The organism is Flavobacterium sp. J49, from assembly GCF_011742145.1.
Taxonomy (GTDB): domain Bacteria; phylum Bacteroidota; class Bacteroidia; order Flavobacteriales; family Flavobacteriaceae; genus Flavobacterium.
Window position 1 is genome coordinate 23390 of the sequence record NZ_JAAQQU010000085.1, and the last position, 20603, is coordinate 43992.

16 protein-coding genes are annotated in these 20603 nt (G+C 37.9%); 13 read left to right on the forward strand and 3 right to left on the reverse strand.

Going from position 1 to position 20603, the window contains the following annotated elements; genetic code table 11:
* Position 1 precedes the first annotated feature (1 nt).
* The 4 genes from HA632_RS02100 (at position 2) to ctlX (ending at position 4370) form a co-directional block, all read left to right on the forward strand.
* Complete coding sequence (locus tag HA632_RS02100) at positions 2–1975, forward strand: T9SS type A sorting domain-containing protein (protein ID WP_176305589.1); 1974 nt, start codon at positions 2–4, stop codon at positions 1973–1975.
* A gap of 81 nt (positions 1976–2056) precedes the next feature.
* Positions 2057–2971: a dimethylarginine dimethylaminohydrolase family protein gene (locus HA632_RS02105; protein WP_176305590.1), complete on the forward strand. Its 915-nt coding sequence runs from the start codon at positions 2057–2059 to the stop codon at positions 2969–2971.
* Positions 2972–3013: 42 nt separating this feature from the next.
* Positions 3014–3382: a four helix bundle protein gene (locus HA632_RS02110; RefSeq protein ID WP_176305591.1), complete on the forward strand. Its 369-nt coding sequence runs from the start codon at positions 3014–3016 to the stop codon at positions 3380–3382.
* A 52-nt stretch (positions 3383–3434) separates the two neighbouring features.
* A complete protein-coding gene (ctlX, locus tag HA632_RS02115) occupies positions 3435–4370 on the forward strand; it encodes a citrulline utilization hydrolase CtlX (RefSeq protein WP_176305592.1) in 936 nt (311 codons plus the stop codon).
* 83 nt (positions 4371–4453) lie between these two features.
* Here ctlX and HA632_RS02120 read toward each other — a convergent pair whose 3' ends face one another.
* A complete protein-coding gene (locus HA632_RS02120) occupies positions 4454–5089 on the reverse strand; it encodes a MarC family NAAT transporter (RefSeq protein WP_176305593.1) in 636 nt (211 codons plus the stop codon).
* 88 nt (positions 5090–5177) lie between these two features.
* Between HA632_RS02120 and HA632_RS02125 the strand changes: the two genes are divergently transcribed.
* Positions 5178–5543, forward strand: coding sequence for a CoA-binding protein (locus HA632_RS02125; RefSeq protein WP_176305594.1), 366 nt, complete (start codon positions 5178–5180; stop codon positions 5541–5543).
* 134 nt (positions 5544–5677) lie between these two features.
* On the opposite strand, the gene HA632_RS02130 is transcribed toward HA632_RS02125, so the two are convergent.
* Positions 5678–7174: a sodium:solute symporter gene (locus HA632_RS02130; protein ID WP_176305595.1), complete on the reverse strand. Its 1497-nt coding sequence runs from the start codon at positions 7172–7174 to the stop codon at positions 5678–5680.
* Positions 7175–7307: 133 nt separating this feature from the next.
* Between HA632_RS02130 and recR the strand changes: the two genes are divergently transcribed.
* From recR to rfbB, 7 genes are all read left to right on the forward strand, one after another.
* Positions 7308–7928, forward strand: a complete 621-nt coding sequence (gene recR, locus HA632_RS02135; RefSeq protein WP_176305596.1) for a recombination mediator RecR — start codon at positions 7308–7310, stop codon at positions 7926–7928.
* Positions 7929–8006: 78 nt separating this feature from the next.
* A complete protein-coding gene (locus tag HA632_RS02140) occupies positions 8007–8795 on the forward strand; it encodes a polysaccharide biosynthesis/export family protein (RefSeq protein ID WP_176305597.1) in 789 nt (262 codons plus the stop codon).
* A gap of 11 nt (positions 8796–8806) precedes the next feature.
* Positions 8807–11278, forward strand: a complete 2472-nt coding sequence (locus HA632_RS02145; RefSeq protein ID WP_176305598.1) for a polysaccharide biosynthesis tyrosine autokinase — start codon at positions 8807–8809, stop codon at positions 11276–11278.
* A 2-nt stretch (positions 11279–11280) separates the two neighbouring features.
* Entirely contained in the window at positions 11281–12261 is a 981-nt protein-coding gene (locus HA632_RS02150) for an SDR family oxidoreductase (protein WP_176305604.1), read from the forward strand.
* A 15-nt stretch (positions 12262–12276) separates the two neighbouring features.
* On the forward strand, positions 12277–13668 hold the full coding sequence (locus HA632_RS02155; RefSeq protein WP_176305599.1) for a UDP-glucose 6-dehydrogenase: 1392 nt from the start codon (positions 12277–12279) through the stop codon (positions 13666–13668).
* A 46-nt stretch (positions 13669–13714) separates the two neighbouring features.
* The gene (locus tag HA632_RS02160; RefSeq protein ID WP_176305600.1) at positions 13715–14992 is read left to right on the forward strand and encodes a nucleotide sugar dehydrogenase; all 1278 of its coding nucleotides are present in this window, start codon (positions 13715–13717) and stop codon (positions 14990–14992) included.
* A 101-nt stretch (positions 14993–15093) separates the two neighbouring features.
* Complete coding sequence (rfbB, locus tag HA632_RS02165) at positions 15094–16140, forward strand: dTDP-glucose 4,6-dehydratase (protein ID WP_176305601.1); 1047 nt, start codon at positions 15094–15096, stop codon at positions 16138–16140.
* Between the two features lie 31 nt (positions 16141–16171).
* Here the strand turns inward: rfbB and HA632_RS02170 are convergent, their stop codons facing one another.
* The gene (locus tag HA632_RS02170) at positions 16172–17020 is read right to left on the reverse strand and encodes a hypothetical protein (protein WP_176305602.1); all 849 of its coding nucleotides are present in this window, start codon (positions 17018–17020) and stop codon (positions 16172–16174) included.
* 276 nt (positions 17021–17296) lie between these two features.
* Between HA632_RS02170 and HA632_RS02175 the strand changes: the two genes are divergently transcribed.
* Positions 17297–20603, forward strand: a 3307-nt coding sequence (locus tag HA632_RS02175; RefSeq protein ID WP_176305603.1) for an S-layer family protein, incomplete at its 3' end; no start/stop codon positions are given.

Here is a 20603-nt window from a genome sequence, read left to right on the forward strand (position 1 = left end):
TATGTACAAGATATTTAAAATAGTTTTACTGAGCTGTATTGTTTTCAATTCGGCTACGGTTTCAGCCCAGCTCAATGAGTATTTGGCTGATGAAAACAGCAGGATTTCAATTTCACAACAAACGGAAAATGAAATCAGACGCTTTGTGGATGATAATTTTAAGAATTATAAATTATCGAAAGAAACTACCGATGAGGTCATCAAACACCTCAAAGAAGAAGAGGAATTTACCGATGAAGAATTACAGAAAGCCTTAGTTAATACCAAAATTTATGAATTGAGAAAGTTGTTCTTTCTCCAAAACCCGGACAAAAAAGAATATTATTTGGCCAAAACGCCATCTCAAACGATTATGCAAACTTGTGTAAACGGAGATTTTGAAAGCAATACCGCCGGTTATTCTTTTTGGTCTGATGCTTATCCGCAACCTGCTACCGGAACGGGGTTTTTTCAGTCTTGTTCTATGCCAACAGCTGCAACAGCAACAAATATGGTTACCCCAAGTACCAACAACTTTGGTTCAACTATAACTTTGATTAGTAGCACAAATGCGGGCTATCAGCAATATGATCCAACTTTGGCCGCTTTAGGCGTAAATGTGCCAACGATAAACTCTAATGGAGGAACAAAATCTATTAAGCTTAACAATGCCAATGGATTTGGTTCTTCGGATGTGACAACGATGTCACGCTATTTTCCGGTGATCAATCAAGCTACGATTGATTTTAATTTTTCATTAATCATGGACAATAAACCGGCTCACGGACAACCGATACAACCTTTTTTCAGAGTTAGAGTTTATGACCAGTTCAATAATATAGTTGATGAAATTTGTATCATCGCCAATCCCGATAATTGTCTGTTCAATACTTTGGTAATTGGAAGCAACAGAAGGGTTTTATACACCAATTGGATTTGTGCCCGATTGAATGTGCAGGATATTTTAAACCAGCCGGGAAGAATCGAATTCACGGTTAGTGATTGTGAACCTTCTGCTCATTTTGGAACCGTTTACATTGATAATATTTGTGGATTTACTTGTGCCGTTCCTCAATTAGGCGCATTAAGTACTGATCCAACAAACATCAATTGTCCTGATATGACAGGTGCAACGCCTATAGAAGTTTGTGGTACCTTCCAACCTCCGGTTAATGCGGTTGTCAATACAATTTCATTAAATATTTTACAAAATAATGTAGTGATAGGCACTATGGCTGCTCCAACAACGTTGACGGCCAGTACCTATTGTTTTACGGTCAATCCAACATTGTTTGGTGCCAATCCATCCGGTGATTTTGAGTTTCAGGTCAATGGTACTTTTAATGTTAATTGTCCGGCAGGAACCTTTGTTTACGAAATCTCCGATAACTCGGCGAATATTGGACCCGATGTGACTTTTACCGATTGTTGTCAGGCCACTCTGTTATTGGCCTCGCCGACAGATGACCTGAATAATTTAGCGGTAGCTGCAACCAAAGAAAAAGAAAGATCAGATTGGATTAAAGCCGCCAACATTGTCTCGGTGGGTGACAATACTACTGGCAACGGCGTGGTGTATCATGCGGCCAATTATGTTGAACTTAATCCGGGTTTTGAAGCCGCTTTAGGATCACAGTTTGCCGCTTATCCTGAAGGTTGTACCACCGATTTTGTCTACAGACAACAAAGCGAAAACGAACCTGAAACTAAAGAGGTACGTGCCACTGAAGATACGGTGGTCAATTTGATTAAAATAGCCAATGGTTTCGCCATCATTCCGAATCCATCCAGCAGTACGATTGAAATCGTGATGAAAAATGCCGAGTTCAATAAAATCAATATCACTTCTATCGACGGTAAAACGGTCTTAAATCGCAATATTGAAATGACCGACAAAACCCAAGTGGACGTCAGTGGTTATGCTAATGGGGTTTACATCATCAACATAACCTCTGAAGATGGACGAATTCACACCGAGAAATTGATAAAGAATTAAATTTACTCCGAAATACTTATAAACAAAGCTTCTCCTAACCGAGAAGCTTTTTTATATTTGTCCAATGCCAAAAGCTATTTTATGCTACAACTAAATGTAAAAAACGAAACCTCAAGATTAAGAGCCGTTGTGCTCGGTTGTGCCAAAAATAATGGACCAACGCCAACCGCAGATGAAGCGTATGACCCAAAATCATTAGAGCATATCCTGGCCGGAACGTATCCCGTTGAAGCCGATATGATTAAAGAAATGGAAGCGTTCAACCAGGTGTTTCAAAAATACAATGTTCAGGTTTTTCGCCCGAATTGCATTGAAAACTACAACCAAATTTTCACCCGAGACATCGGATTTGTCATTGATGATGTTTTTGTCAAAGCCAATATTTTACCCGAAAGAGAAAGAGAACTCGATGCCATTCAGTATGTTATTGACCAAATTGACCCTGCCAAAGTGGTTCGCCCACCCGAAGAAGTTCATATCGAAGGCGGAGATGTCATGCTTTGGAACGACTATATTTTTATTGGCACTTACAAAGGTTCCGATTATAAAGATTATATTACTGCACGAACCAACATGCACGGTGTGAATTATATCAAGGAATTATTTCCAAACAAAATCGTTAAAGAATTTGATTTGGTCAAATCCAAGTTGGAAGCTCGAGATAATGCCCTACATTTAGACTGTTGTTTTCAACCGGTTGGTAAAAACAAAGGCATCATCTACAAAAGCGGTTTTCGCGAAGAATCGGATTATGTTTTCTTGGTGAAATTATTTGGCAAAGAAAACCTATTCCATATTACGCGTGATGAAATGTACCATATGAATTCTAATGTGTTTTCCATTGACGAAAATGTTGTCGTTTCGGAAAAAAACTTTACCCGATTAAACAAGTGGCTTCGCGATAACGGATTTATCGTAGAAGAAATACCATATGCAGAAATTGCCAAACAAGAAGGATTGTTGAGGTGCTCGACTTTACCGTTGATTAGAGATTAGTTTTCTGTTATCGGTTCTCTGTTGTCGGTTAAAATTCTAATAATGAATAGTTACAAAGATTTAGATATTTACAAGATTGCTTTAGATTTGTTCTATCAAGTTCATCCGGCAACTTTACTTTTGCCAAAGTATGAACTTTATGAATTGGGAAGTCAATTAAGAAGATCATCCGATTCTGTGGTTTCTAACATTATTGAAGGTTACGGGCGAAAAAGATATAAAGCAGAGTTTATCAGGTTTTTGGTTTTTAGCCATTCAAGTTGTTTGGAAACAAAAGGTCATTTAGAGAAAATAGATAATTTATACGAAGGATTAATTCCTGATAATTTAAAGTTTATCAATGATTATGATATTCTAGGAGCAAAAATTTTTAACTTTATAAAATATGTCGAAGAAAACTGGAAAACCTGATTTTTTTAACTGAAAACAGAGAACGGAGAACCGACAACATACAACCAAGAAAATGAAACAAACTACCAATGCCATACTAATGATTCGTCCGGTGGCGTTTCGTATGAACGAACAAACTGCGGTTAATAATTATTACCAAAAAGTCCTAGACGGATTATCACCTGAAACTGTTAATGCCAAAGCCCAAGCCGAGTTTGATGCTTTTGTAAACAAGCTGAGAAAAGTAGGGGTAAACGTGGTCGTAGTTGAAGATACTTTGGAACCGAATACACCGGATAGTATTTTTCCAAACAATTGGATTTCGTTTCACGAAAACGGCGATGTGGTTTTATACCCCATGTTTGCAGAAAACCGTCGCGCCGAAAGAAGAGAAGATATCCTCGATATTCTAGAAGATGAAGGATTCGAAATCAACGAAATCATGGATTATACCTTAGCCGAAGAAGACAACGTTTTCCTCGAAGGTACCGGAAGTTTACTGTTAGACCGCGAAAACGGAAAAGCCTATTGTGCTTTATCTCCACGGGCCGACGAAGAACTGATGATTGAATTCTGTGAGGATTTCGAATTCACACCGGTTATTTTTGAAGCGTTCCAAACCGTTAATGGCGAGCGAAAACTAATTTACCATACCAATGTCATGATGACTTTAGGCGATACGTTTGCCGTAGTTTGTGCCGATTGCATCGACGATAAAAAAGAACGCAAAATGGTTTTAGACAGTCTGCGTGGCGATGACAAAGAAGTAATTTTAATCACCGAAGACCAAGTCAACAACTTCGCCGGAAACATGCTCGAAGTTAAAGGGAAAGACGATAAAAGATACTTAGTGATGAGCGAGTCAGCCTATAAAAGTTTGACCAAAAAACAAATCGCCCAATTAGAAGCGCACGTTGAAATCATCCACTCCAGTTTAGATACCATTGAAGCTTGCGGCGGAGGAAGTGCCCGTTGCATGATGGCGGAAATTTTTCTACCGAAAGAATAAATACTTTAAAGTAAAATATGAAAAAGCCCAAAATCAATTCGATCTTGGGCTTTTTCAATTCGTAAATTCTAATTTGTAATTAATTATATGCCACGGATGATACTCAAAACCGCGCTAATGATATACTGAATTCCAATGGCAACCGTCAAGAAACCAACGATTCTGGAAATAGCCACAATGCCCGAGGCACCAAGGTATTTAGCCAAATAATGAGCGCTTCTCAAAATTAAAAAAATCAATAACGACACTATGATGATGGAAATGACTGAAGATAAAATTTCCGGAGTAGAATGATGGTCTTGGTTAAACGCAATTAAAAGCGAAATCGAACCCGGTCCGGCCAACATGGGCATGGCCAGTGGTGTGAGTGCTATCGAATTTCTGTTTTGCAAATCTTCTTCCACTTCTTTGCTGATTCCTTTTCTTTTTTTCGGATTGGCATTGAGCAAACCAAATCCCGAACTGGCAATCAAAATGCCACCGGCAATTCTAAGCGCGGAAATCGTAATTCCAAAAAAGCTCAAAACATATTCGCCAATAAAAAAAGAGATCAATAAAATGATACAAACATTAATAGCAGTCAAAAGAGAAACCCTTGAACGCTCCGATTTATCATAGTCTTGCGTTAAACCAACAAAGAAAGGAATGGCACCTATGGGGTTCAAAACCGAAAATAAAGCGCCTAGCAGGACAAAAAAAGTATTCAAAAAGATTTCCATTTTTTCTAGTAATTCGAATCAACCACAAAGATAGGGAAAGAATAAAAGTAAGTGTTAATTTAAAAACATTATTAGTTAAATTTGCACCATGAAAAATAAGAAAACACTAGTGCTCGGCGCTACGACCAAACCCGAAAGATATGCTTTCAAAGCCATCAATATGTTAGTCGAAAAAGGGCATTCGGTACTGGCAATTGGTCAAAATCAAGGCGAAGTAGCCGGAGTTGCCATCAGAACCAAAAATATTCCATTAAAAAATATCGATACGGTTACTTTGTATTTAAATCCATTAAGACAAAGAGAATATTATAACTACATTATCGAAACCAAACCCAAACGCGTCATCTTCAATCCTGGCACAGAAAATCCTGAGTTTTACCAATTGCTGCAAAGCAACGGCATCAAAGTAGAAGTGGCTTGTACACTGGTTTTATTGGCTACGAATCAGTACTAATGTCAGACTGGGCTAGTCGAAGTCAGGAGCGAATGGCTTGGGCAAATTTGTTATCCATGTTCCCGTTTTCCGTTACAATATCCCGATAAATCGAGATGATTTCCACTGCAACCGGGGCTAAAAAGGAATCCTTTTTAATATCGGGTGTTTTGGGTCGCCGGTTTGCTAATCAAAAGCAATCCGATAAAAGTGATGAAACCATTCACTATAATCAACTCGTTGTCCAAAACATAATCGCCTAATAACTCCGCAGAATATTTACTGATAAAAAAGCAAATTGCCGGTGCCATTACACAAACGAACGGTACCAACTTGTCGTGAACCGTTTTCGATTTCACAAACAAACCAAAGGCATACAAGCCCAAAAGCGGTCCGTAAGTATAAGACGCAATCTTGAAAATCATCTTCACTACCGAAGCGTCATTCACAGCATTAAACAATACAATCACCAAAAACATCAAAAACGAAAATCCAACATGAACCAAATGTCGAGTTCTGACAATGTTGGGTTTGTTTTGATTTTCGGCTTTATCCATGCCTAAAAAATCTACGCAAAACGAAGTCGTTAAGGCTGTCAAAGCAGAATCAGTCGTGGCAAAAGTCGCCGCCGTCAATCCCAATAAAAACACTACCGCCGGAACAATGGTTAAGTGATTAAAAGCAATTTCAGGAAACAATAAATCGGTTCTTGCCACACCGTCAATCATCGGAACCGCAATGCCGTTTTTCTCAGCGTACAAGTACAACAAAGCGCCAACGCTTAAAAAGAAAATATTAATCAGCACAAAAATCCCGGTAAAAGTGAACATGTTTTTTTGGGCTTCACCTATATTTTTACAACTCAAATTTTTCTGCATTAAATCTTGGTCCAATCCAACCATGGCAATGGTGACGAAGATGCCGCCAAGTACTTGTTTCCAAAAATAATTCCCTTTCAAATAATCGTCAAAGAAGAAAATTTTAGAATAATTGCTGTTTTTGACCGCTTCAAAAGCTTGAAATGCCACAAAATCCATACTGTCACAAATGAAATATATCGTCAAAAACACCGAGGAAACCAAGAAGAACGTTTGCAAAGTATCGGTGATGATAATCGTTTTCAATCCGCCGCGATAAGTGTACGCAAAGATCAATCCCAATGAAATTAAAACCGTCAACGCAAACGGTATATGGAACGCATCAAACACATAGCGCTGCAACACTATCACCACCAAATACAATCGGAAAGCCGAACCTATGGTACGACTGATTAAGAAAATTGATGCTGCTGTTTTGTAGCTTATCGTACCCAATCTTTGTTCAATATAACTGTAAATCGACGTCAAATTCATACGGTAGTACAACGGCAGTAAGATTTTGGCAATGATTAAAAAACCGATAGCATTTCCCAATACAAATTGAAAATATTTAAACTGTAAATCAGGATTGCCCACTTCACCCGGAACCGAAATAAAAGTCACGCCGGAAAGCGCTGTTCCTATCATTCCAAAAGCCACCAAATACCATTTGGAGTTTTTATTGGCTTTGAAAAAAGTGTCGTTGTCTGAGCTTTTTTTGCTGACAAGATTGGAAATCAAAATCAAAATCCCAAAGTAAACGACGATGATAATTAAGATGGTAGTTGGTGACATAGCGATGTTTTTATTGTCGCCAAAATACAAAAAAGAATATAGAAAAAAGAGAAAAGAGCAAAGACGATTAGTTTGATGAAAAGTTCTGCTTTCTTTCTTCTTTCTTCTTTCTTCTTTTCTCTAAATTTGCCTAATGGAATTCTCATCAAAACTTTTAGAAAAAGCGGTTGCCGAAATGGCGCAATTGCCCGGAATCGGGAAGCGAACGGCTTTGCGATTGGTGTTGCATTTGCTGAAACAACCTGTAGAGCAAACTCAATTCTTGTCTCAGGCGTTAACGACTATGCGTGAGGAAATTAAGTTTTGTAAAATTTGCCATAATATTTCGGATGTAGAAGTATGTGACATTTGCAATAATCCGACGAGAAATCACAAAATTATTTGTGTAGTCGAAGATGTGCGAGATGTGATGGCCATAGAAAACACCAATCAGTTCAAGGGAATTTACCATGTTTTGGGAGGCAAAATTTCGCCTATTGACGGTATCGGTCCGAGTCAACTAAACATTAAATCCTTGGTCGACAAAGTGGCTTTGGGACAGTCAGAAGAATTGATTTTTGCGTTAAGTTCAACCATGGAAGGTGATACGACCAATTTTTATATCTTCAAGCAAATCAAAGATTTCGAGGTTAAAACTTCTACCATTGCCAGAGGAATTGCCGTTGGAGACGAGTTAGAATATGCCGATGAAGTAACATTGGGCAGAAGTATTTTGAACCGTGTTCCTTTTGAAAATTCTTTAAAAAATTTATAGCAAAATAATAGCCCACTACATTTTTGTAATTAGATTTGAAAAATCTATCTTTGTTTGCTAATTTTTTTTAAAAATCTAATGAATAAACCCAAAATATATTTATTTTTTCTCTTTAGTATTTTATTGACTTCCTGCGTTCCTACCAAAGATTTGGTGTACCTTCAAAACAAAAGTGAAGGAACAAGTACTGCGGTTACTCCTTCTAATCAAAAGCCTTATCGATTGCAAACCAATGACTTATTGAATATTTCCATTAAGGCCATTGACCCCAAATTGGTAGAAATATTCAATCCGTCCGGCGCTCAGAATATGGTGGCTACACCCGATCAAGGGAATTATTTTAACGGATATGCAGTAGATGATCACGGAAATATCAGGTTGCCGATACTGGGAGAAATCAATGTTTTAGGTTTTACCACTGAAGAGGTTAGGATCAAAATTGAAAAATTACTTTTAGAAAAATATTTTAAAAACGAAGCCGGTGTTTTTGTTATTGTAAAACTCTCAGGATTTCGATATACCATTAATGGTGAAGTAACCAATACCGGTACAAAGACCTTGTTTCAAGACAAAGTCAATATCATGGAAGCTATTGCTAACGCTGGTGATATAACCATTATAGGTGATAGAAAAGATGTGAAAGTGATTCGAACTTTTCCACAAGGAAGTGAAACTTTTAGTTTGGATTTGACCGATGCCAAAGTGGTTAATTCTCCTGGTTTTTATTTGCAACCTAATGATTATGTTTATGTTAAACCTCTAAAACAAAAATCGTGGGGTACCGGAAAAACCGGAATAGAATCTTTAACCACAATTGTAACCATATTATCATTGGCTACAACTACTTTTTTGTTACTTAGAAATTAACACTCCTCTTCATGCTAGACGTAAAAGATTTTACTTTTTTTGACAAACAAAGCAGCTTTGATTTTAAAGGATTTTTAATCAAAACCATCAGTTATTGGAAATGGTTTGTTATAGGTTTAATCATTGCTTTTTCTATTGCGCATCAAGTCAATGTCAGAAAGCAAAAAATTTATGGAATTGAAACGACCATTGCTGTAAAAGAGGAAAACAACCCTTTCTTTACTTCCAATACGAGTTTAGTCTTCAATTGGGGCGGTACTTCTGATAAGGTTCAGATGATTTCAACAACCTTAAAATCAAGATCGCACAACGAATTAGTAGTAGATCGGTTGAACTTTTACATCGATTATTTGAAACAAACAAAATATTTTTTGCAGGATGTTTACGGAGAAGTACCTTTCAAAGTAACCATCGATAAGTCGAAAAACCAATTATTAGACCAATTCGTGAAGGTCAAAATGATTACCAAAGATAAGTATCAGGTGACCATTCCTTTCCAAGGCAATCAAGCAGAAGTAATTCGCTATGCCGGTAATATAAAATCAGTTGTCAATGTGCCCAATGGTGAGTTCAAAAGGGTTTACCGCATTGGGCAAGAAGTTAATCTCCCGTTTCTGAATTGGAAGTTGACCTTGTCTGAAGCTTCTTGGAAAAACTTTGAAGAAGAGATTTTGGTTCGCTTTAATTCTTTTGACAATACGGTTTCGGCTTTTAAAGGATTGAGGGTTGATTTAGACGAAAAAGCAGGTTCCATATTAAAATTGGGAATGGAAGGAACCAACAAAGCCAGAATGGTTGATTATCTCAATGCTACAGTGGATGTTTTGATTAAAAAGCAACTTGAAAATAAGAACCAATTTGCCGAAAACACCATCAACTTTATCGATGAAACCTTGATCAAAATGGAAGGACAGTTGAAAGATTCAGGTGATGAACTTAAAGATTTCAGCAAAACCAATAATATCATCGACATCGAAGAAGGCGGAACGACTTACAAAAGTCAGTTGCTTGATTATGATGCCCAAAAAGATCAAGTAGAGCGCAAGTTGGCGTATTTAAGTTCACTAAAAAATTACTTGAAAAGCAGTGTCGATTTCTCAAAGTTACCGGCGCCAACCGTAGCCGGTATTGAAGAACCCAATATTACCACAAATGTGGCCAAGTTGATTGCCCTGTCTATACAACGTTCCGATTTGGGGTATTCTATCAAAGGCGATATTTACTACGAAAGAATAGACAACGAAATTCAATCGGTTAAAAAAGTACTCTTGGAAAATGCCAACTCATTGCGAAACGCTTTACAATATGACTTGGAATTGGCCAATGAGAAAATCCGCAAAGTGGAAGGCGAAATCAGCCGACTTCCGGAAAACAAGCAAGAATGGTTAAAGTTGTCCAGAAAATATAATTTGAGTGACAATATCTACAATACATTTTTACAAAAAAGGAGCGAAGCTTCTATCGTAAAAGCGGCCAACTTATCAGACATACAGTTTATTGATCCGGCCAAAGATGTTGGTGGCGGATTGTTGGGGCCGAAAACCAGTGTGAATTATGTTTTGGCATTTTTTGTCGGTTTGTTGGTGCCATTAGTGTTGGTATTCTTTATATTCTTTATCAGTAATTCGATTCAGAATATTGAAGACATTTCCACATTGACCCAATTGCCGTTGATCGGAATTGTTGGGATTAAGCATTCGGAAACCAATTTGTCTGTTTTTGAAAGACCAAAATCGGCGCTGTCGGAATCCTTTAGAGCCATTCGTTCTTCGCTTCAGTTTTTATACAAAAAACAAAGTATTGAAGGAACCAAAACCTTAATGTTGACTTCCTCTGTCAGCGGTGAAGGAAAGACGTTCTGTTCCATTAATATTGCTACGGTTTTTGCCTTGAGCGAAAAGAAAACCATCATTTTAGGATTGGATTTGAGAAAGCCTAAAATTTTTGATGATTTTAATATCCAAAATGATATTGGTGCTGTGAATTATTTAATCGGGCAAAGAAAATTAGAAGAAGTTATTCAGCATACACATATTCCATATCTAGATGTAATTACTTCCGGACCGATTCCGCCGAATCCGTCGGAGTTGATTCTTGGCGATTCTATGAAAGAAATGATGATGGAGTTGAAGAAAAATTATGATTACATCATCTTAGACACACCACCGGTTGGATTGGTTTCAGATGCTTTGGAGTTGGCCCAATTTTGTGATGTGACGCTGTATATTGTCCGTCAAAATTTCACCAAGAAAGAAATGTTGACACTTTTGAACAACAGAACCAAACGCGGAGAGTTGAACAATGTGAGTATTATTTTCAATGGTTATGAGAATAAAGCCAAATACGGTGTAGGTTATGGCTATGGTTACGGTTATGGCTACAGCTATGGCTATGGTTACGGAAGTGGTTACCACGAAGATGATGAGCCAACAGGCTTTTTTGCCAAATGGAAATACAGAATACTAAAAAAATTCAGGTTATGACAATGGATTCAAAAGCCATATTGATAACCGGAGGTGCCGGATTTATAGGTTCTAACCTTTGTGAGTATTTCTTAGGGAAAGGTCATAAAGTAACTTGTTTGGACAATTTTGCCACCGGTCACCGACACAATATTGCCGGGTTTTTAAACCACCCGAATTTTAAGTTGATAGAAGGCGATATTCGCAATTTGGAAACTTGTCAAGAAGCGGTAAAGCATATTGATTATGTTTTGCACCAAGCAGCTTTGGGTTCGGTACCGCGTTCTATTAATGATCCGATTACGAGCAATGAAGTAAATGTTTCCGGATTTTTAAATATGTTGGTTGCCTGCAGAGATGCCGGTGTAAAGCGTTTTATTTATGCTGCGAGTTCTTCTACCTACGGCGATTCAGAGAGTTTGCCCAAAGTGGAAGACAAGATAGGAAAGCCGCTTTCTCCTTATGCCATCACCAAATATGTAAACGAATTATACGCGGAGATTTTTAGCAAAACTTACGGATTGGAAACCATAGGGCTGCGCTATTTTAACGTTTACGGAAGAAGACAAGATCCTAATGGTGCTTATGCAGCAGTCATACCGAAGTTTGTGATGCAATTGATGGCACATGAAAGTCCGGTAGTGAATGGTGACGGAAACTATTCCAGAGATTTTACTTATATTGACAATGTGATTCAAATGAATGAATTGGCGATGTCGACTCAGAATAAAGAGGCGGTGAATACCGTTTACAATACCGCGTTTGGAGACCGAACGACCTTGAATAATATGTTGCATTATCTCAAGTTGTATTTGTCGGAATTTGATCAAAGTATTGCTGAAGTTCCTGTGGTTTACGGTCCCAATAGGGTTGGAGATATTCCTCACTCTTTGGCAAGCATAGACAAGGCTAAGCAACTGTTGCATTACCACCCGAAGTTTTCTTTTCAAGAAGGCTTGAAAGAAGCAGTGGCGTGGTATTGGAATAATTTAAAAAAAGACTAAAAATTACTACTAATAATGAAAATAACTAATATTTGTTGTATCGGCGCAGGCTATGTTGGAGGTCCGACTATGGCTGTTATTGCCGAAAAATGTCCCCACATAAAAATTACTGTTGTCGATTTAAATGAGTCCAGAATAGCCGCTTGGAATGCGGATGACGTGAATAACATTCCAATCTACGAACCGGGATTGAATGAAATTGTGGCCAATACCAGAAACAAAAATTTGTTTTTTTCTACCGATGTTGATAAAGCCATTGATGAAGCCGAATTGATTTTTATATCCGTAAATACTCCCACCAAAACTTATGGTACCGGAAAGGGTATGGCAGCCGATTTAAAGCACATTGAACTTTGTGCCCGTCAAATTGCTAAAGTGGCCAAAAATGACAAAATTATAGTAGAGAAATCTACGTTGCCGGTTAGAACTGCAGAAGCTTTAAAAAGCATACTGGACAACACCGGAAACGGAGTGCAATTTCAAATATTGTCTAATCCCGAATTCTTGGCAGAAGGTACAGCAGTTCAGGATTTGTTGAATCCGGATAGGGTTTTAATTGGAGGTGAAACATCGCCTGAAGGACAAAAAGCGATTGACTCATTGGTTGAGGTTTATGCCAATTGGGTACCTAAAGAGCGCATTTTGAAAACCAATGTTTGGTCTTCAGAATTGTCTAAGTTAACTGCTAATGCGTTTTTGGCGCAAAGGGTTTCCTCTATCAATGCAATGTCGGAATTGTGTGAAAAAACAGAAGCCAACATCAATGAAGTGGCCAAAGCCATTGGAATGGACAGCCGAATTGGCTCTAAATTCTTAAAGGCTTCAGTTGGTTTCGGAGGTTCTTGTTTTCAAAAAGACATATTGAATTTGGTTTATATTTCCAAAGCTTTTGGTTTGAATGAAGTAGCCGATTATTGGGAACAAGTAATCATCATGAATGACCACCAAAAAAGAAGATTTTCCAGAAATATAGTGCAAACCTTATACAACACAGTTTCGGGCAAAAAGATTGCTTTCTTGGGTTGGGCTTTCAAAAAAGACACCAATGATACCAGAGAATCAGCCGCTATTTACGTAGCCGATGATTTGATTAATGAGCAAGCCAATATTGCTTTGTATGATCCTAAAGTAAAGCACCATCAAGTGTTGTCTGATTTGGATTATTTAGAAACCAGAAAGCCGGCCGAAAACGAGAAGCGAATCAGTACTTTTGACAATCCGTATGCGGCTTGTGAAAATGCGCATGCAGTGGCTATCTTGACCGAATGGGATGAGTTTAATACCTACGATTGGGAAAAAATTTATGACAGTATGTTGAAGCCCGCTTTTGTCTTTGACGGCAGGAATCTTTTGGATGGCGAAAAAATGAAAGCCATAGGGTTTGTATATCAGTCTATTGGCAGTTAGTAAGATTGCTGGTTTTTTTAAAACAAAAGATAAATAAATAATCATAATGAATATTAAAATTGCAATTATTGGATTAGGATATGTGGGTTTGCCTTTAGCAAGATTATTTGCTACAAAATATCCTGTCGTAGGTTTTGACATCAATCAAGATAGAATTAATGAGTTGAACTCCGGTTTGGATTCAACCCTTGAGATTGATGAAGCCACTTTGAATGCAGTACTCACCACCTCAAATAACCTAACTAAAGGATTATTTTGCAGTAGTTCAATTGAGGACATTAAAGATTGCAATTATTATGTTGTTACCGTGCCAACGCCTGTAGATAAAAACAATCGCCCTGATTTAACTCCGCTTTATAAATCAAGTGAAACGGTTGGTAAAGTATTGAAAGTCGGAGATATTGTCATTTATGAATCAACTGTTTATCCCGGTGTTACTGAGGAAGAATGTATCCCGGTTTTGGAAAAGGTAAGTGGCTTACAATTCAATGTTGACTTTTTTGCCGGGTATTCTCCGGAAAGGATTAATCCGGGAGACAAGGAGCATACCGTTGAAAAAATATTAAAAGTGACTTCGGGTTCTACTCCTGAAATAGGTGAAAAAGTCAATGATTTATACAAATCTGTGATTACTGCCGGAACGCATTTGGCACCCTCCATAAAAGTAGCCGAAGCCGCGAAAGTTATCGAAAATTCACAGCGAGACATCAATATTGCTTTTGTGAATGAATTGGCTAAAATTTTTAATTTATTAGAAATCGATACCCATGCGGTTTTGGAAGCTGCCGGAACCAAATGGAATTTTTTACCGTTCAAACCCGGATTGGTAGGTGGACACTGTATAGGGGTTGATCCTTATTATTTGGCCCAAAAAGCTCAAGAGAAAGGGTACCATCCCGAAATTATTTTGGCCGGAAGAAGGTTGAATGACAGTATGGGGGAATATGTGGCCTCACAAGTAGTTAAGCTAATGATTAAAAAAGGAGTCACTATCAATAAAGCTAAATTACTGATGTTGGGCATCACTTTTAAAGAAAACTGTCCCGATGTGCGCAATACCAAAATTGTAGATGTAGTTCATGCTTTAGAAGATTACGGGATTGACATTACGATTTATGATCCTTGGGCCAAACCGTCCGAAGTCAAGCACGAATACCAATTGACCACGACAGCCGAATTACCAAGTGATACTTACGATGCCATAGTTTTGGGCGTGGCTCACAAAGAATTCACCACCATTGATTTGTCAAAACTAAAAAAGACAAACGGTGTTTTGTTTGATGTTAAGGGTGTTTTGAATGAAAAGGCAGATGGTAGACTTTAGTGTTCAGTTACTTTACGGAGTAAGTTTTCAACATGAAGAAGTTAAGAGAGTTAAGGGTTTTATAAAGGTTTAATAGCCTTAATATAATATATTTAAGAGAGATGAAAAAGATTCTAATAACCGGTGGTGCGGGTTTTATAGGTTCTCATGTGGTTCGTCGTTTTGTGACGAATTATCCGGAGTATCAAATTTTTAATTTAGATGCTTTGACTTATGCCGGAAATCTTGAAAACATTGCCGATATTGAACATTCTCCCAATTACACTTTTATCAAGGGTGATATTGTTGAGGCCGATTTTATCCATGATTTGTTTCAAAATTACCAATTTGACGGTGTTATTCATTTGGCTGCAGAATCCCATGTAGACCGTTCTATTACCGATCCGTTGGCTTTTGTAAAAACCAATGTATTTGGCACAATGAATCTGCTCAATGCCGCGAAAACCATTTGGAAAGATCATTTTGAAGGCAAAAGATTTTACCATGTAAGCACCGATGAGGTTTACGGGAGTTTAGGAGCCACTGGCTTGTTTACAGAAACCACACCTTACGACCCGAATTCGCCTTATTCCGCTTCAAAAGCCAGTTCGGACCATTTTGTTCGTGCCTATGGTGAAACTTACGGATTGCCTTATGTGATCACCAATTGTTCTAACAATTACGGACCCAATCATTTTCCGGAGAAGTTGATTCCGCTATTTATTAATAACATTATTCACAACAAACCCCTTCCGGTTTACGGTGATGGCAATTATACGCGAGATTGGTTGTTTGTGATAGACCATGCGATTGCTATTGATTTGGTTTTTCATCAAGGAAAGAACCATGAAACCTATAATATCGGCGGTTTTAATGAGTGGAAAAATATTGATTTGGTCAAATTACTTTGCCAAAAGATGGATGTCAAATTAAATAGGGTTTCGGGTACTTCTGAAAAGTTGATTACTTATGTAAAAGACAGACCCGGACACGATTTGAGATATGCTATTGATGCTTCTAAAATCAATACTGAATTGGGTTGGAGACCTTCTGTTACTTTTGAAGAAGGTTTGGAAAAAACCATTGATTGGTTTTTGGCCAATGAAGAATGGTTGGAAAATGTTACTTCCGGTGAATATGCTAAATATTACGAGAAGCAGTATTCCTAGGATACTTTTTCGTTTTAGTTGTAGATTGGCGTCATTTTGACCAGATGATGGTTACAGTATTGTTACTTCTTTTTAGTTCTTTTGTTTTTTTTCGCTCTTGGGTTGAAAAACCTATAAATAAGTATAGCAGTTGTAAATGATTACTGGGAGGAATGCTTGTTTGCAGCTGTAGGTTGGTAGTTGCTTCCTCTTTTTGTAAAATAATTTCTTCGCTGAAATGTGTCGTGAATTTACTTTCTGTGTAATTCCAATTTGAGCGGGCAATGGCCAGGTGGACTTGTTGTGCATTTTCGGGCCAATCAATACTTGTTTTCGGGTTAAAATTATTGATGGTTAATAGGCTTGTAGTTTCTTCCCATGACCAAGCAGCTTTTAATACGTTGTTTAGCGGTCTTAGTTTATTTCCTTCGAATCCTTCAAAATATTTATTTGTATCCGGTGATAGTAAGCCATTTTCCAGAGTCCTTTCTCCATGTTGGTTTGTGGCATCTTCTTCTATAATTTCAAACATTAATTTATTCGCGCGTCCTGCAAAGCTACCATCTTTCGCTCTGTTGAAAAAATGATAGGCTGTAGCTCTAAAGCCTTGTGCATATTTTACTGCTCGGCCAAACTCTTTACTGTGTTTTTTTACTTTTTCGAAAATAGGATTTCTTTTGAACTCTTCACTGCTTACGCCTGTTTTACCTTTTTCTCTAACCCGATTTACTTTGTTTTGGTCAATATAGAAATTTAGTTCATCAATAGTTCCCGTTATTTTGAAAGGGGCTATTACTCTTGCCATATCTGATTTTGTTTTTATGGTTTTACTTACAAATTTATAAAAATATATTTGCAGTTGTTTAATGTCTGCAGCTGATTGTTGATTTTTATTTGGCAAACTCCGTTATGGTTACTACAATTGCCAATTGTTTACTTGTTAATTTTGTCAGGTGTTTTTTTTATAAAACACAGTATATTAACTAAAAATCAATAATTTATTAACACGAAAACGTTTTCGTTTGTGTAGCAGTTTTTTCTTTTGTAATTTGGATTGGTTAATTTGGTAGTTTTAAACACCCCTATTCTACTAAATTCAATTTGATCAATATTGGCTTAATGCAAATTGGCTAGGTGTTATTGTTTTTTACTATAACTATTTTAAAAAATTATTTTTATGAAAAGAATTTTATTTTTTTTATTCTTAACGGTTACTTTTTTTGGTAATTCTCAAACCACGGTTACTTATGTAATGCAAACCGGAAATTTTCCCGTAACTTTTAATGACGGAGGAGGTTTTTTTAATCCTTCATCAGATAATATGGGGATGTGGGCTAATAGTTTTGGCACCCCTAAACAAGCAGCTGCTTGGCGTACGTTCAAGACAACTGGTAACAATACCGGTAGTAACAGATCACTGCAAGTTGGTGACACTTTTGTGATTACTGTTGCTTGTACCAGAGCTTTTGGGCAGATTGGTTTTTCATTGAATGCAGGAGGAATTCAAGGGAGTAGCTACATTAACAGAACCAGCGGATCAAGGCTTTATGTGAATACTGATAATTATGGTCAGTGGTATGTAAATCGAAATGCCGGAGTTTCATTATTAGGTTTTTCACCTATACAAAGTAGCTATAAGGATTATAGGTTTACAGTGAGAATTACCTCCAGTACTACTGCCGACGTTTTCTTGACGGTTGATGGAATAGATTACAGAGCCTTTAATTTAACGATGAACGGCTCTGCTAGTATTGATTCTTTTTCTGTATATGGTTCGGATATGTGGGATGGAGATTCTAATGACGATGCTTTTTGGAAACAAACCGCAACCGTAACCAATTCCAAACAAGTACAATTGGGTTATTTTTTAAGTTCGGGGACTTTTACACCCGGTATAATTTCAAATGGATTAGATGCCGCTAGTACTAGTACTCCTTCTGTAAATGATGTTTTTATAGGAGGTGATGTGGGTTCAAAGGTTGTTTTAAATCAGAGTAACACCTATTCAGGAGCTACAACAATCAATACAAATGCTTTTGGTGAACTTCAAAATGCCCAAGCACTAGGAACAACTTCAGGAGTTACCGTGCAAAATAATGCTACACTCTCTCTATTTTCTTCAGGAGGTGGTATAACTTATGACAATTATCCAACCATTTTGAATGGATTTGGCGTTAGCGGGTCTAATGGTTCATTAAGAAGTACAGGTGGAAACAACATTTGGCCGGGTAATATTACTTTAGCATCAGCTTCCAGAATCAATGCTGATGTGAGTGGATTGCCAGGTTCATTGACTTTATCTGGCACTGTTGGACTTGGCGCCAATGATCTTACTATAGGAACTTCAGGTGCTGATATTACTATATCGGGTCTTATAAGTGGTTCAGGAAAAATTATTAAAGAGGGGTCTGGAAATTTAACCCTATCAGCTAACAATACATATTCAGGTTCTACTGCGGTAAATGCCGGAACCTTAATTGTTCAAAAGGGAGGGCATTCGGCCAGTATTACTACCGGAGCGATAGCTTTTACTTTTGCGTCCACAAATCAAGCAGCAGGGGTTTATGATTTTTTACCGGGGCAGCTTGGGGGTAGTACCTCAAGAATATTGACCAGTAACTTGGTTGGTGGTAAAACAATTAGTTTTAATTACACTACCGGTGATGTCACGATTTGTGATGTGATGACTGTTACTACGGCATCAATAGTCTCTAACAATGCAAACAGTTCTTTTTTCGCCAAAAGCGGTGATGTCATTACATTAAGTTTTACGACTTCCGAAGCTGCGTCTGTCACTCCAATCGTTTACATAAATGGTAATGCAGCTACTGTAACAGGTAGTGGAACGACATGGTCGGCCAGCAAAACAGTGGTTGGTGGTGATGCAGATGGTTTAGTAACTTTTACGATTTCATTTCAAAATACTTTTGGTTGTGTCGGTACTCGTAATACTGTTACGGATGGTTCTTCTGTTACTATCGATACCGCAGCACCAAACATTTCTTCAGCTACTATAGCTTCAAATAATGCTAACAGTTCAAGTCATGCTAAAACAGGGAATGTCATTACTTTAAGTTTTACTACTTCTGAGGTTCCCGTTGTTACTCCAAGCGTTTCGATTAATGGAAATGCTGCCGTTGTTACTGGTGGTGGAACCACTTGGTCAGCTACAAAGACCGTAGTTGGTGGTGACGCTAGCGGAATAGTAACTTTTTCCATAGGTATTAGCGATGCGGCAGGGAATACGGCTACTCGAACTACTACTACCGATAGTTCTTCTGTCACTATAGATAATTCATCGCCTGGATTTGTAGCAGTATCAATTGCTTCGAACAATGCAGGTAACTCTTCAATTGCGGTACCAGGTGATACAGTTACGCTTAGTTTTAGTACAACAGAATCAATCACAACTCCAACTGTTGTACTGAATGGTGTTTCTGCTACTGTATCAGGTAGTGGTACTAGTTGGTCAGCAACCACTACCGTTTTAACTTGTTCCGGCTCGGTTGTTTCTTTTTCTATCTCGATAAGTGATATTGCGGGTAATACTGCCAATAGTACTAGTACAACTAATAGTTCTCATGTTAGTATTGGTGCTCAAGTTGGAACACCAAGTTTTACTGCCGGTGCTACTTTGGTATGTCAAGATGCTCCTAATGAAATTTATACGGCTACGGCGGCCAATGCCACAGGAGGTATTTTCTATGGTGTTGAGCCTGAAGAAGCCGGAGTGATTAATGATGTTACCGGAGTGATGAATTGGGACGCTGCTTTCTCAGGAGAAGCCACAATTACAGCCTATGCTTTTGGATGTAACGGACCAACAACTTCAAATAGAGTAGTTACCGTACAATCAAAATACTTGTTTTATGTGGATGCTGACGGTGATGGTTACGGAAGCACTACCAGCAGTATGGAATGTTCTTCCGGTGCTGCTGTAGCACCAACAGGATTCTCTACCAACAATACTGATTGTAATGATGGCAACGGTGCTATTAATCCGGGTGCTGCAGAAATCAACTTCAACAATGTTGACGAGGATTGTGATGGTTCTAAATTCAATGGTCATGCGCCTGTTGTTTCTAACATTACCACAGCAAGTGGTACTTTGGCTGCGATGACTACGAATATTTCTTGTTCTGTGGCTACTAATACAACTCCTTATTCAGGAAGTTCAGTTGTACACAAATTCAAAGTAACCAGAACTTCTCCGGCAGCTGCTCCTGTAGAGTTTGAAAGAGCTTCGCGCACATTCGCTATTTCAGAATTGGCCATTGCAGCCTATTCAGCCACATATGAAGTTCAGGCTACGGCTATCGTAAACGGGGAAGAGCAACCTTACAATGGTAATACAGCCACTTTTACTACGCCTGCTGCACCGGTTATTCCGTTAGTTTCTCAAGTAGTTACGAACCAATGTAACCAGACTTTGGCTACGATTAACTCTTATATCTATGCCAATAACAGCACTATGTATAATAATG

Excerpts from the sequence above, each read along its gene's own strand:
- HA632_RS02100 (WP_176305589.1), top strand. The coding sequence starts at position 2 with ATGTACAAGATATTTAAAATAGTTTTACTGAGCTGTATTGTTTTCAAT.
- ctlX (WP_176305592.1), top strand. The coding sequence starts at position 3,435 with ATGAAACAAACTACCAATGCCATACTAATGATTCGTCCGGTGGCGTTT.
- HA632_RS02110 (WP_176305591.1), top strand. The coding sequence starts at position 3,014 with ATGAATAGTTACAAAGATTTAGATATTTACAAGATTGCTTTAGATTTG.
- HA632_RS02130 (WP_176305595.1), bottom strand. The coding sequence starts at position 7,174 with ATGTCACCAACTACCATCTTAATTATCATCGTCGTTTACTTTGGGATT.
- HA632_RS02120 (WP_176305593.1), bottom strand. The coding sequence starts at position 5,089 with ATGGAAATCTTTTTGAATACTTTTTTTGTCCTGCTAGGCGCTTTATTT.
- recR (WP_176305596.1), top strand. The coding sequence starts at position 7,308 with ATGGAATTCTCATCAAAACTTTTAGAAAAAGCGGTTGCCGAAATGGCG.
- rfbB (WP_176305601.1), top strand. The coding sequence starts at position 15,094 with ATGAAAAAGATTCTAATAACCGGTGGTGCGGGTTTTATAGGTTCTCAT.
- HA632_RS02105 (WP_176305590.1), top strand. The coding sequence starts at position 2,057 with ATGCTACAACTAAATGTAAAAAACGAAACCTCAAGATTAAGAGCCGTT.
- HA632_RS02125 (WP_176305594.1), top strand. The coding sequence starts at position 5,178 with ATGAAAAATAAGAAAACACTAGTGCTCGGCGCTACGACCAAACCCGAA.
- HA632_RS02140 (WP_176305597.1), top strand. The coding sequence starts at position 8,007 with ATGAATAAACCCAAAATATATTTATTTTTTCTCTTTAGTATTTTATTG.
- HA632_RS02160 (WP_176305600.1), top strand. The coding sequence starts at position 13,715 with ATGAATATTAAAATTGCAATTATTGGATTAGGATATGTGGGTTTGCCT.
- HA632_RS02155 (WP_176305599.1), top strand. The coding sequence starts at position 12,277 with ATGAAAATAACTAATATTTGTTGTATCGGCGCAGGCTATGTTGGAGGT.
- HA632_RS02150 (WP_176305604.1), top strand. The coding sequence starts at position 11,281 with ATGGATTCAAAAGCCATATTGATAACCGGAGGTGCCGGATTTATAGGT.
- HA632_RS02145 (WP_176305598.1), top strand. The coding sequence starts at position 8,807 with ATGCTAGACGTAAAAGATTTTACTTTTTTTGACAAACAAAGCAGCTTT.